At 70.9% G+C, this 13,198-nt stretch carries 10 protein-coding genes; 3 read left to right on the top strand and 7 right to left on the bottom strand.

The window, feature by feature from the left end:
• The first annotated feature begins 40 nt into the window (after positions 1-40).
• Positions 41-1,033: an Lrp/AsnC family transcriptional regulator gene (locus tag ACIPEK_RS25965; protein WP_402000432.1), complete on the top strand. Its 993-nt coding sequence runs from the start codon at positions 41-43 to the stop codon at positions 1,031-1,033.
• Between the two features lie 32 nt (positions 1,034-1,065).
• On the opposite strand, the gene ACIPEK_RS25960 is transcribed toward ACIPEK_RS25965, so the two are convergent.
• The 5 genes from ACIPEK_RS25960 to ACIPEK_RS25940 form a co-directional block, all read right to left on the bottom strand.
• Complete coding sequence (locus ACIPEK_RS25960; protein ID WP_402000429.1) at positions 1,066-1,866, bottom strand: SDR family NAD(P)-dependent oxidoreductase; 801 nt, start codon at positions 1,864-1,866, stop codon at positions 1,066-1,068.
• Positions 1,863-3,026, bottom strand: a complete 1,164-nt coding sequence (locus ACIPEK_RS25955) for a serine hydrolase domain-containing protein (RefSeq protein WP_402000710.1) — start codon at positions 3,024-3,026, stop codon at positions 1,863-1,865. The genes ACIPEK_RS25960 and ACIPEK_RS25955 overlap by 4 nt, the downstream gene beginning before the upstream one ends.
• 66 nt (positions 3,027-3,092) lie before the next feature.
• The gene (locus ACIPEK_RS25950) at positions 3,093-3,863 is read right to left on the bottom strand and encodes an energy-coupling factor ABC transporter ATP-binding protein (RefSeq protein ID WP_114244991.1); all 771 of its coding nucleotides are present in this window, start codon (positions 3,861-3,863) and stop codon (positions 3,093-3,095) included.
• Positions 3,860-4,621 carry a cobalt ECF transporter T component CbiQ gene (gene cbiQ, locus ACIPEK_RS25945; RefSeq protein ID WP_402000426.1) on the bottom strand — a complete coding sequence of 254 codons (762 nt, stop codon included), beginning with the start codon at positions 4,619-4,621 and terminating at the stop codon, positions 3,860-3,862. The genes ACIPEK_RS25950 and cbiQ overlap by 4 nt, the downstream gene beginning before the upstream one ends.
• A 1-nt stretch (position 4,622) precedes the next feature.
• On the bottom strand, positions 4,623-5,681 hold the full coding sequence (locus ACIPEK_RS25940) for an energy-coupling factor ABC transporter permease (RefSeq protein WP_402000423.1): 1,059 nt from the start codon (positions 5,679-5,681) through the stop codon (positions 4,623-4,625).
• Between the two features lie 180 nt (positions 5,682-5,861).
• Between ACIPEK_RS25940 and ACIPEK_RS25935 the strand changes: the two genes are divergently transcribed.
• Positions 5,862-6,227: an SsgA family sporulation/cell division regulator gene (locus tag ACIPEK_RS25935; RefSeq protein WP_351084704.1), complete on the top strand. Its 366-nt coding sequence runs from the start codon at positions 5,862-5,864 to the stop codon at positions 6,225-6,227.
• Positions 6,228-6,668: 441 nt separating this feature from the next.
• On the opposite strand, the gene ACIPEK_RS25930 is transcribed toward ACIPEK_RS25935, so the two are convergent.
• Together ACIPEK_RS25930 and ACIPEK_RS25925 are read right to left on the bottom strand one after the other, a co-directional pair.
• Entirely contained in the window at positions 6,669-8,879 is a 2,211-nt protein-coding gene (locus tag ACIPEK_RS25930) for an MMPL family transporter (protein WP_402000420.1), read from the bottom strand.
• 145 nt (positions 8,880-9,024) lie between these two features.
• Positions 9,025-9,600, bottom strand: a complete 576-nt coding sequence (locus ACIPEK_RS25925) for a TetR/AcrR family transcriptional regulator (protein WP_383068267.1) — start codon at positions 9,598-9,600, stop codon at positions 9,025-9,027.
• Between the two features lie 183 nt (positions 9,601-9,783).
• On the opposite strand from ACIPEK_RS25925, the gene ACIPEK_RS25920 reads away from it, so the two are divergent.
• Positions 9,784-13,077 (top strand): S41 family peptidase, encoded by a 3,294-nt coding sequence (locus ACIPEK_RS25920; protein WP_402000417.1) that lies wholly within the window; start codon positions 9,784-9,786, stop codon positions 13,075-13,077.
• The last annotated feature ends 121 nt before the right edge of the window (positions 13,078-13,198 follow it).

Genomic DNA, 13,198 nt, shown 5'->3' with positions numbered 1-13,198 from the left:
GAACCTCCGGATGGAGCGCCGCCCATGTGACCATTCATCCATGCCTGACGCTCTGGACCGCAAAATCATCCATGGACTGAACTGCTCGCCGCGGGTCTCCTTCCGCCGCCTCAGCGAGGTCGTCGGGGTGTCCGAACAGACCGTGGCACGCCGCTACAGCGCCCTGCGCCGTGGTGGCGTCGTCCGCGTCGTCGGGCTGAGCAGCCCCGCCGCCCACGGCCGGTCCGAGTGGATCGCGCGGCTGCGCTGCCGCCCGGACGCCGTGGGGCCGCTCGCGGATTCCCTGGCCCGCAGGCCGGAGGTCGCGTACACGAGCATCGCGTCGGGCGGTTCGGAGATCATCTGCATCATCCGTTCGCCCGCCGGGACCGTCGGCGACGACGTGCTGCTGCGGCAGCTTCCCCGGGCGGCCTCGGTCCTCGACCTGAACGTCGATCTCCTCGTCCACGCCTTCGGTTCCCCGGACACGGCCGGCTGGACCGGGCGGGAGGGCTCGCTCACCGAGGAGCAGGTGCGGCTGCTGACCGCGGAGCGCCCCATCCCCGCCGGGCCCCCGCTCACCCCGACCGAGGAGGACCGCCCGCTCCTCGAAGCGCTGGCGGAGGACGGCCGCGCCTCCCACACCCGGCTCGCGGAGGCCACCGGCTGGTCCAAGCCGCGCGTGGCCCGTCGGCTGGAGGCCCTCGAAGCGACCGGCTCGCTGGTCTACGACATCGACACCGTGCCCGAACGCCTCGGCTACGAGCTCAACGCCACCCTCTGGCTCCAGGTCGACCTGCCTCGGCTCCAGGAGATCGGCGAGGAGCTCAGCGGGCACGACGAGTGCGCCTTCGCCGCCGCCATCAGCGGCAAGCACAACATCATGGCCGTGGTCATCTGCAAGGACACCCCGGACTTCTACCGCTACCTCAGCGGCCGCTTCGCCCGTACCGAGGGCATCAGGGGCTACGAGATCAGTGTGCGCGTGCGCCGCCTCAAGCAGGCCGCCTCCCTCATCCTCAACGGGCGGCTCATCCACCCCGCGCTCGCCTGACCCGGGCGCGGGGCGGACCCGGCCCGCATCGGTCAGGCCCCCGAAGCCGCCTGCCGGAAGCCCGAGTTCACCGCGGTCAGCCCGCCGTCCACGCGCAGCGTCGTCCCCGTGATCCAGGCCGCGTCGCGCGAGGCGAGAAAGGCGACGGCGGACGCGATGTCGTCGGGCTCGCCGACCCGGCCGAGCGGGTAGAGGCCGCTCACCCGGGACAGTTCCGCGTCGCGGCCCGTCCAGGCGTCGGTGCGGATCGTGCCGGGTGCGACCAGGTTGACGCGTACGCCGCGCGGACCCGCATGGCCCGCCAGGGTACGGGTCAGGCTGCCCAGGCCCGCCTTGGCCGCGCTGTAGGCGTGATTGCCGAAGTCCTGTTCGCCGTTGACCGAGCCGATGTTGACGATCGCGCCCCGGCCGGAGGCCACCAGGTGCGGGAGGGCGGCGCGGGCACAGCGGTACGGTCCGGTGAGTGTGATGTCCAGGTCGCGCTGCCAGACCTCGTCGGGCTCGTCCTCGAAGAACGGGGCGTCGGGGGCACAGGAGTACGCGTTGTTCACCAGCACATCGAGGGAGCCGAAGGCGGCGACGGCGTGGGCCACCGCGGCCTCGACCGCGGCCCGGTCGCCCACGTCGCAGGGCAGCGACTCGGCCGTCGCGCCCGTCTCGCATATCTCCGCGGCAGTGCGTGCGGCGCGGTCGCCGTCCAGGTCGGTGACCAGGACGCGCGCGCCTTCCGAGGCCAGCCGGCGGGCCGTGGCCGCACCGATGCCCTGGCCCGCTCCGGTGATGAGTACGCCGTGACCGTCGAACCGTGAACCGGCAGAGTGAGGAGGAGTCATAGCGCCGACCGTACTGCCCTGACCAGGGCCTGGGCACGGGGATCGGCGGTGACTCCCTTCTGCAGACCGTTCGTCACATAGCCCAGCGCGATGCCGGATTCGGGGTCGGCGAAGCCGAGCGAGCCACCCCGGCCGGGGTGGCCGAACGAGCCGGGGGCCAGCAGCGGGGCCGCCGGGCCGTGCAGCATGTAGCCGAGGCCGAAGCGGGTGCTGACGACCAGGACCCGGTCCGGGCCCGCCGACTCCTCGGTGCGGGCGAGGGTGAGCGTGGCCGGGGCGAACAGTCGGTGGTCGTCGACCGGGCCGATCATCGCGGCGTAGCAGCGGGCCAGCGCGCGGGCGGTGGCGATGCCGTTGGAGGCGGGGAGTTCGGCCACCCGGTAGGCGGGGTCGTTCTCGTCGGGGAGCGGGTCGATGGCCCCGAAGGCGCGGCGGGTGAGGGACTCCGGGTCGCGGTAGGCCTCGACGACGGACCGCTTGGGGCGCACCCTCAGGGCGCCGCCGTTGCCCGCGTCGGCCGGGGGTTCGACGGGCCCGATCCGGCCCACCCGGTGCGCCTCTTCCGCCGGGAGGCCGAACCAGAAGTCCAGGCCGAGCGGGCGGGCGATCTCCTCGGCGACCCAGCGGCCGACGGTGCGGCCGGTGACCCGGCGCACCAGTTCGCCTATGAGCCAGCTGTAGGTCTGGGCGTGGTAGCCGTGGTCGGTGCCGGGTTCCCACTGAGGGCGCTGGGCCGCGACGGCCTGTGGCCCGGAGATCCCGTCGGCCGCCTCGGAGGGGGTAAGCGGGCAGTCGAGGGCGGGGATGCCTGCCCGGTGGGCGAGGAGGTGGCGGACAAGCACACGTTCCTTGCCGGCCGCCTTGAACTCCGGCCAGTACGTGCCGACCGGGGCGTCGAGGTCGACCTGGCCGCGCTGGTGCAGCATCAGCGGTACGGCGGCTGCGATGCCCTTGCCCGCCGAGCGGACGATCTGCACGGTGTCGACGGCCCACGGTTCGACGCCGTCGACGTCTCTCGTACCGGCCCACAGATCGACGACCTTGCGCCCGTCCCGATAGACCGCGACGGCCGCACCGCGTTCGCCGCGCTCCTCGAAGTTACGGATGAAAGCATCCCGGACCGGTTCGAATCCGGCCGCCACCGTGCCTCGTACGTCCACGCCTGCTCCTGCGCTCCCGCTCATCCCCCCATGGTGCATCCCGCCGCAGGCCGGATGCGGGGCGGGTCACCCCATGTTCACAGTCACGGAACGCGGGTCGAAGCCGAAGGGCAGCTCCAGACGGTGAGTGCGCATCAGTTCCTCGTCGCAGAGCAGATCCTGGGTACGGTCGTCGGCGGCGATGACGCCCTCGCTCAGGACGACCGCGCGCGGGCAGAGCTCCAGGGCGTACGGCAGGTCGTGCGTGACCATGAGCACCGTGACGTCCAGGGACCGCAGGATGTCGGCGAGCTCGCGCCGCGAGGCCGGGTCCAGGTTGGAGGACGGCTCGTCCAGCACCAGGATCTCCGGCCGCATGGCGAGGACGGTGGCGACGGCGACGCGGCGGCGCTGGCCGAAGGAAAGGTGGTGCGGCGGCCGGTTCGCATACTCCTCCATGCCGACCTGCCGCAGGGCTTCGGTGACGCGTTCCTCCAGTTCGGCGCCGCGCAGCCCGGAGGCGGCGGGACCGAAGGCGACGTCCTCGCGGACGGTGGGCATGAAGAGCTGGTCGTCGGGGTCCTGGAAGACGATGCCGACGCGGCGGCGGATCTCGGCGAGGTTGCGCTTCTCGACCGGGAGACCGGCGACCCGGACGGTGCCCGCACCGGCGTCGAGGATGCCGTTGAGGTGGAGGACGAGGGTGGTCTTGCCGGCTCCGTTCGGGCCGAGCAGGGCGACGCGTTCGCCTCGGGCGACCGTCAGGTTCACCCCGAAGAGCGCCTGGTGGCCGTCGGGGTAGGCGTAGGCGAGGCCGCTGACCTCCAGGGACGGCGCGGGGGCGGTGGGCATGCTCATACGGTCCATCCCAGCAGACAGATTATGAGGGCGAGTACGGGGAGTGCCGAGGCGTGCGCCCACTGCGTCCTGGAGGCTGTCACCTCGTCGATGACCGGCATGGAACCGGCGTAGCCGCGGCTGACCATCGCGAGGTGGACGCGTTCGCCTCGCTCGTAGGACCTGATGAAGAGCGCGCCCGCCGATTTGGCCAGGACGCCCCACTGCCGTATTCCGCGCGCCTCGAAACCGCGGGAGCGGCGGGCGATCGACATCCGGCGCATCTCGTCGGTGATCACATCGCCGTACCGGATCATGAAGGAGGCGATCTGGACGAGCAGCGGCGGCAGCTTGAGTCGCTGGAGGCCGAGCAGCAGCGAGCGCAGTTCGGTGGTGGAGGCGAGGAGCACGGACGCGGCGACGCCGAGGGTGCCCTTGGCGAGGACGTTCCAGGCGCCCCAGAGGCCGGGGACACTCACGGATAGGCCGAGGACGTGGGTCTGCTCGCCGGGCACCACGAACGGCATGAGCAGCGCGAACGCGACGAACGGCACCTCGATGAGCAACCGCCTCAGCAGGAAGCCCGCGGGGATGCGGGCCAGTGCGGTGACGGCGCCGATCAGTGCCGCGTACAGCGCGAACGCCCACATTGCCTCGCGCGGCGTCGAGACGACGACCACGACGAAGCAGAAGGCGGCGGCGAGCTTGCAGTGCGGCGGCAGGTCGTGGACGGGCGAGTGCCCGTGCCGATAGAGCCTGTGCGCATGTCCGGCGCCCATGTCAGACGGTCTCCTCGGTGCGCGAGGCGCCGGCGGGCGCGTCCGGCGTGCGACGGCGGCGGACCACGTAGAAGACTCCGCTGCCGACCACGATCGTGGCGCCGACACCGATCACTCCGGCGAGGCCGCCCGAGATCCGGGCGTCGGAGACGTCCTTGACGCCGTAGTCGGCGAGCGGGGAGTCCTTGGCGGCGTGCTCCTCGGTCTTCTTGTCGATGCCCTGGTCGGCGGCGACCTTCTCCAGGCCGTCGGGGCTGGCGGAGGCGTAGAAGGAGACGAAGCCCGCCAGGACGAGGGCGGTGACCAGGCCGATGGCCCGGATTCCCCGGGTGGAGCGGGCGGCGACGGGGGCGACGGACTGCCGGGCGGGGGCGTCGACGAGCTCGCCGTCGACCCGGAGCTTGAGCGGGGCGGTGAGTCCGCGGGCGCCGTGGACCAGATCGGGACGTACGGCGACGACGGCGCCGACGGTCAGGGCGGTGATCACGGCTTCGCCGATACCGATCAGTACGTGGACCCCGACCATGGCGGTGAAGACCTTGCCGATCGGTATGTCGGTGGTGCCGCCGATCCAGTAGATCAGCGTGAAGACGCAGGCCGCGGCCGGTACGGAGACCAGGGCGGCGACGAAGGACGCGGCCGTCACGGAGCGACGGGTGCGCGGCAGCACGCCGACCAGCCCGCGGAAGAGGGCGTACGCGACGACGGTGGTCGTGATGCCCATGTCGAGCACGTTCACGCCGAGCGCGGTGAGGCCGCCGTCGGCGAAGAGGATGCCCTGCATGAGCAGTACGACGGAGATACAGAGCACCCCGGTGCAGGGCCCGACCAGGATCGCGGCGAGCGCACCGCCCAGCAGGTGCCCGCTGGTGCCCGCCGCGACCGGGAAGTTCAGCATCTGTACGGCGAAGATGAACGCGGCGACCAGGCCGGCGAGCGGAGCGGTGCGTTCATCGAGTTCACGGCGGGCACCCCGCAGGCTGACGGCGACGGCACCCGCGGCGACGACTCCAGCGGCGGCGGAGACGGGGGCGTTGATGAATCCGTCGGGTACATGCATGGAGGGGCTCCGCTTCCTGCGATGCCGCGTTGCTGCGGGCGGTGTCGTGAACCGCTCAATGATAGGACCTTGTTGCAAACGCTTCGCAAGAGCGGGTACGTCACAGCTGACCTCGCCGCGCCGTTTGCGGAAAATATGCGACATTGGATGGCGAAGGTGGACAGAAGGAGGAGTCGGCCCATGCCCCCCGTGATCCACGAGCAGGCCGAAGCCTGGCTCGTCAATGACACCCCCGACCTCCCAGCGGTGCCGGTCGATCTGCTGTACGACGCCGACAAGGATCCGCGTACCGTCCATGTCGCCTTCCCCGGCGGCATCGACTGGTCGTTCAGCCGCGATCTGCTGGAGCGCGGCCTGCTCTCCCCCGCCGAACGCGGCGGAATCCGGGTGTGGCCGTGCGGACGGACCCAGCTGGTCGTGGAGATCCGCTCGAAGGAGGGCGTGGAGGTGGTGCAGTTCGACAACGCGCCGCTGATCCGGTTCCTGCACCGTACGCACGACGAGAACGTCGACGACGAGGGCGTCGGCACCCACGCACCCGCGTGACCCGGAGCAGCCGCAACACGCGTCTGACGTTCACACACTCACGCACACGCATGGCAGCCCCCGTGCCGCTCGCACGGGGGCTTCCGTCATTGCCCCGGTCCCCCGTCCCCACAGGTAACCGGCGCGTCCGGGGCCGCGCTCCGCTCGGACGCGGACCTCGGAGGCTCTACGGACCGGCCCCGGACCCCGGAGACTCCGCGGTCCGACCGCGGCGTCCCGGACCGTACGTCCGGGACGCCGGACCCGGCTCAGAGCCTGTCGGGTGACCTCCGATCGGATAGCGGACGCGGTCTGGTGCGTGCGATTCCAAGGCGGAGGAGGGAGTCGACGCGAAGGGGGTCCCCCATGCCTTCAGCCATGGGGGAGTTGGTGACTGACGACAACGCGGGAAGCGTGCGCGCCAGGGCGTGGCCGCCCGGTCGGAGGGCACCCGACAGGCTCTCAGACGAGGGCCGGCTCACGCTCGCCCTCGGCGTCGGGCTTCTCGCCGAGCTGCTCGCGCAGCCCCTCGCCCTCCACGTCCACGTTCGGCAGGAGACGGTCCAGCCAGCGCGGCAGCCACCAGGCGCGCTTGCCGAGCAGGGCGAGGACCGCGGGCACGATCGCCATCCGGACGACGAACGCGTCGAAGAAGACGGCGATGGCGAGCGAGAAGCCGATCATCTTGATCATCTGCTCGCTGGAGCCGATGAAGCCGGCGAAGACCGCCATCATGATCACGGCCGCGGCCGTGACGACCCGGGCACCGTGCTTGAAGCCGGTGACGATCGCCTGGCCGGGCTTCTCGCCGTGGACGTACGCCTCCCGCATCCGGGTCACGAGGAAGACCTCGTAGTCCATGGCGAGGCCGAAGACCACACCCACCATGAAGATCGGCATCATGGACATGATCGGGCCGGTCTGTTCCACGCCGAAGAGCGAGCCGAGCCAGCCCCACTGGAAGACCGCGACGACCGCGCCCAGGGCCGCGACGACCGAGAGCAGGAAGCCGAGGGCCGCCTTCAGCGGCACCAGCACCGAGCGGAAGACCAGCATCAGCAGCAGGAAGGCCAGGCCGACGACGAGCGCCAGGTACGGCAGCAGCGCGTCGTTCATCTTCTGCGAGAAGTCGATGTTCATCGCCGTGGAGCCGGTGACCAGGACCTCGGCGCCCGTGCCGGACCTGATGTCCTTGCCCGTGTCACGGATCGCGTGGACCACGTTCTCGGTCTCGGTGGAGCTCGGCCGGTCCTTCGGGACGACGGTGATCACCGCGGTGTCGCCGGCCTTGTTGAACTGGGCCGGGGTGACGGCGACGACGCCCGGGATGCCGGAGATCTCGTCGGAGACCTGCTTGGCGGCGGTCTTGCCGTCGGAGCTGTTCGCGGTGTCGACGACGACCATCAGCGGCCCGTTGAAGCCGGGACCGAAGCCGTCGGAGAGCAGGTCGTAGGCGCGCCGCTGGGTGGTGCTGGTGGGCTGGGAGCCGTCGTCGGGCAGGCCCATCTCCAGGGACGCGGCCGGCACGGCGATCGCACCGAGGCCGAGGACTCCGACCAGCAGCACCCACACCGGCCTGCGCAGTACGAACCGCGCCCAGCGGGTGCCCATGTTCGGCTTCGCCTCGGGCCGGTTCTCGGCCTCGGCGGCCTTGCGCGCCTTGCGTCCCATGATTCGCTTGCCCGCGAAGCCCATCATGGCCGGGACCAGGGTGAGCGCGATGAGGACGGCGATCGCGACCGTGCCGGCTGCGGCGAAGCCCATCTTCGACAGCATCGGGATGTTGACGACGGCGAGGCCGACCAGGGCGATGACGACAGTGAGACCGGCGAAGACGACCGCGGAACCGGCCGTGCCGACGGCCCGTCCGGCCGCTTCCTCACGCTCCCGGCCATCGGCCAGCTCGGCGCGGTAACGGGAGACGATGAACAGCGCGTAGTCGATGCCGACCGCGAGGCCGATCATCATCGCGAGGGTGGAGGTGGTGGAGCCCAGGTCGAGTACGTTCGCCAGTGCCGTGATCGTCGAGACACCGATGCCGACCCCGATCAGGGCGGTGAGCAGCGGCAGCCCGGCGGCGATCAGCGAGCCGAAGGTGATGACCAGCACCACCGCTGCGATCGCGACACCGATGATCTCGGTGGCCCCGGTCTCCGGCATCGTCTGGAGCGCGTCACCGCCGATCTCCACGGTCATCCCGCTCTTCTGCGCCGTGTGGCCCGCGTCCTGGAGGGCGTCCCGGGTCGCGTCGGTCAGCTCCATCGAGTTGACCTTGTAGGACACGGAGACATACGCCGTGGAGCCGTCCTTGCTGACGGCGCCCGCGGTGTACGGGTCGGTGACCGAGGCGATCTGGTCCGAGCCGGACTTCAGCTCGCCGGCGATCTTGTTCACCCCGGCCTTGTTCGCCGGGTCCGTCATCTTCTGGCCGTCCGGGGCCTTGAAGACGACACGTGCGGTCGCGCCGTCGGCGCTGGAGTCGGGGAAGCGCTGTTCCAGCAGGTCGAAGGCCTTCTGCGACTCCGTACCCGGGATCGAGAAGGAGCTGGAGGTGGCGGTGGACGCGGAGGCCGCGCCGAATCCGGCGAGTGCCAGCAGCGCCACCCAGATCAGGGCGACATAGCGGCGGCGCCGGAAGGCGAGCCGTCCGAGCTTGTAGAGGAATGTGGCCACGGAGGCGTACTCCCGGTCAGGTCGTGTGAGTGGAAAAGGGCATGAGGAACCAGCCCGACGACGAGAGCGGCGTGTCAGGTAGGACTTGGGGAGAGGGCCGTGCGAAGGGGACGGGAGGGTCGGACTCCGGAGCCGGCCGGGATCTTCAGCCGACTCCGAGTGCGGGGAGAATCACGGAGTCGACGTAGTCGGTGAGGAACGCCTGGTCGACGGGGCGGTCCTCGACCAGCTGCCGAGCGGTGAAGGCACCGATCAGCATGTGCGATACATATTTCAGCGCCGGATGATCCGGACGCAGTTCACCCCGGTCCACGGCTCGGCGCAGCAGTGTGTTGAGGCCGGTCATCTCCGGCTCGATCAGCAGTTCACGCAGGGCCTGGAGCAGATCGGGATTGTCGTGGACGGCATGGCTCAGACCCCGCATCAGCGCGGAGTTCTTCTCCATCTGGCAGTCGTCGCTGCGGCTCAGCGCGGCGTGGAAGTCACCGCGCAGCGATCCGGTGTCGATCTCGGCGAGGGACACCGGCTTGTTGTGCCGCAGGGCCGTGACGACCAGCTCGGGCTTGCTCCCCCACTGGCGGTAGAGGGTGGCCTTGCTCGAACGGGTGCGGGCGGCGATGGCGTCCATGGTCAGGGCGTCGTAGCCGACCTCGCGGAGCAGGTCGAGCACGGCGGCGTACAGCTCGCTCTCGCGCTCGGGCGTGAGCCGGGTGCGCGCCACGTGTCGACCTCCTGTTCGCGCTTCTGTTCGCGCTTCTGTTCGTGACTCCCGTACAGCAGTCAATCGAACGAAACTGTTTCGTACACATCGACGGTACTCCGCCTGCCCAGCGAAACGAAATCGTTTCGCTTGTGTTCCGCACCACAAGTTGCCGGGGTCCTCCAGCGCGGAAAGCATTGGAGGGTGAGTGACGACGTCGCGTATCTCCGTTTCCCGCACCTCCACGAGGATCTGCTCTGCTTCGCGGCCGAGGACGATCTCTGGGTCGCTCCCCTCGCCGCCGAGGGGCAGCGGCCCGGCCGCGCGTGGCGGCTGACCGTCGACCGGACCAGAGTCAGCCACCCGCGGTTCTCCCCCGACGGAAGCCGTATCGCCTTCACGACCTGGCGCAGCCTCGACCCCGAGATCCATCTCGCGCCGGTCGAGGGCGGCCCGGCCCGCCGGCTCACCTACTGGGGGTCGACGGACGCCCGGGTCTGCGGCTGGACACCCGACCCCCCGGACACCTCGCAGATCCTCGCCGTGTCCTCGCACAACCAGCCGTTCTCGTATGTCTCCTGGGCCTACACGGTCCCCACGGACGGCAGCCCCGGCGGCAAACTCCCCTGGGGACCGGTCTCCGACATCGCCGTCGCCGAAATCGACGGCGAGCGGCGCACCCTGCTGCTGACCGGCAAACCTCCGCACGAACCGGCCTCCTGGAAGCGGTACCGGGGCGGCGCGATGGGGCGGCTGTGGCTGCACGGCAAGCGGCTGCTCCCGGACATCGGCGGGCACCTCGACTCGCCCATGTTCGTCGGCGGCCGGATCGCGTTCCTCTCCGACCACGAGGGCGTCGGCAATCTGTACTCCTGCCTGCCCGACGGCGGCGATCTGCGCCGCCACACGGATCACGACGCCTTCTACGCCCGGCACGCGTCCAGCGACGGCAGCCGGGTCGTCTACCAGTGCGCCGGCGATGTGTGGCTGGTGGACGACCTGGAGTCGCCGGACGCGGTGCCGCGGAAGCTGGAGGTACGGCTCGGCGGCCCGCGTGCCGGACGGCGTACGTACCAGGTGTCGGCCGCCAGCAATGTCGACTCGCTGTCCGTGGACGAGACGGGCCGGGCCAGCGCCGTCTCCGTACGCGGCAGCCTGTACTGGCTCACCCACCGCGACGGCCCCGCCCGGACGATCTCCAACACCCCGGGGGTCCGGGTCCGGCTGCCCGAGATGCTCGGCAGCGGCGGCCAGGTCGCCTACGTCACGGACGCGGACGGCGAGGACGCGATCGAGATCGCCTACCTGCCGCGCGCCAGCGGCGACCGCGAGCCGCGACGGCTGGCCTCCGGACAGGTCGGCAGGGTCCAGGAGCTGATCGCCGACCCGGACGGCGAGCGCCTTGCGATCGCCACGAACGACGGGCGGCTGCTGCTCCTGGACACGGACGAGGAGGAATCCACCGGCGAACCCACCGAACTGATCCGCTCCGTCAACGGACCGGTCCGGGACATGGCGTTCTCACCGGACGGCGCCTGGCTGGTCTGGTCGCACCCCGGAATCGGCCGTTCGCTGCGCCAGATCAAACTGGCGCGCATCCTGGGGTCCGGCGCTCCGGTGATCGTCGATGTCACCAACGGCCGCTTCGAGGACGAGAATCCCGTCTTCACGGGCGACGGACGCTATCTCGCCTTCCTCTCCTGGCGCGGTTTCGACCCGGTGTACGACGTCCACACCGGGGACCTCTCCTTCCCGCTGGGCTGCCGCCCGTACCTGGTGCCGCTCTCCTCGGCCACGCCCTCCCCGTTCGCCCTGTCCCCGGAGGGGCGTCCGGCGGCGGGCGGTCTCGACCCGGCCGACGACGTCGTCGTCGACGCCGGTACGGGCGAGGGGCCGTCAACGGTCACGGTCGAGTTCGAGGGCCTGGAGAGCCGGGTGACGCCGTTCCCGGTCTCCGCGTCGAAGTACTCGGCCCTTCATCCGGTCAGTGGTGGCGGGCTCGTCTGGCTGCGCTGGCCGATCTCGGGAGCGCTCGGCGAGACATTCGCCAACCCGGCGGACATGTCGGGCCGCCCCACGCTCGAACACTTCAACATCTCCAAGGCCAGGAAGACCGAACTCGTCGGCCATCTGGACTGGTTCGCGGTCAGCGGCGACGCGACGCGGCTGGTCGTCATGGACGAGAGCGAGCTGCGCGCCGTCCCCGCCACCGAGACCGGCGACAGCGACTCGACGGTCTACATCGATCTGCGCCGCATCCTGCACGAGGTCGACCCGGGGGCCGAGTGGCGGCAGGCGTACGGGGAGGGCGGCCGCATCATCCGCTCGTACTTCTGGGAACCGGACATGTGCGGCATCGACTGGGACGGCGTACTCGACCAGTACCGCCCGCTGGTCGAACGGGTCGCCTCCCCCGACGAGTTCGCCGATCTCATGCGCGAGGTCCTGGGCGAACTGGGCACCTCGCACGCGTATGTGGCACCGGCCCGCCGCAACGAGGGCCCGCCGCACTACCAGCGGGCGATCGGGATGCTCGGCGCGAACCTGGTGTGCCGGGACGGCGACTGGACGGTCCGGCGCATCCTGCCCGGTGACTCCTCCGACTCCAAGGCCCGTTCCCCGCTGGCCGGTACGGGCATCCGGGAGGGCGCGGTCCTCACCCATGTCGACGGCCGCCCGGTCGACCCGGTGACGGGCCCGTACCCCCTCCTCTCCGCAGCGGGCGGCACCACGGTGGAACTCACCTTCCGCCCGTCCGGCAGCGAGGGCCACTCCCGCCGGGTCGCGATCGTCCCCCTGGTCGACGAACGGCCTCTGCGCTACCAGGACTGGGTGGCCAAACGCCGTCAAGTCGTACGGGAGTTGAGCGGCGGCAAGTGCGGGTATCTGCACATCCCCGACATGGGCGGCTCGGGCTGGGCCCAGTTCAACCGGGACCTGCGCGGGGAGGTCTCCCGCCCGGCCCTGATCGTCGACGTACGCGGCAACGCGGGCGGCCACATCAGCGAGCTGGTGGTCGAGAAGCTCACCCGCACGATCCTCGGCTGGGACCTGACGCGCAACGCCCAGCCGGTCAGTTACGCCTCCAACGCCCCCCGGGGCCCGGTGGTCGCCCTGGCCGACGAGGCGACGTCCTCCGACGGCGACATGATCACCGCCGTGTTCCGCCTGCTGAAACTGGGCCCGGTGGTGGGCCAGCGGACGTGGGGCGGCGTGGTCGGCATGACCGGCCGGCACCGGTTGGGTGACGGCACGGTGATCACGGTGCCGATGAACGCGGCCTGGTTCGACACGTACGGCTGGTCGGTCGAGAACTACGGCGTCGAACCGGACCTGGAGGCCCTGCGCACCCCGCTCGACTGGGCCGAGGGCCGGTACGCGGTGCTGGACGACGCGGTGCGGGTGGCGCTGGACCTGCTGGCCGCCCATCCGGCGGCGACCCCTCCGACCTACGAGTCGGTCCCGGACCGGCGGCGTCCGCCCCTGCCGCCACGGTAGGCGGACCCCTGTGCCGAACGGACGGCAACGACGGCACGATCTCCCCGTTCCGAGCCCCACACCCGCACGAGTGATCTGTCTCACGCGGTGTCACAGCGATCCATCACGCGGTGTCTTGATG

Source organism: Streptomyces sp. NPDC088246 (assembly GCF_044741025.1).
Taxonomy (GTDB): Bacteria; Actinomycetota; Actinomycetes; order Streptomycetales; family Streptomycetaceae; genus Streptomyces.
The sequence above is the reverse complement of the archived record's forward strand: the minus strand, read 5'-3'. Positions and strand labels throughout refer to the sequence as shown.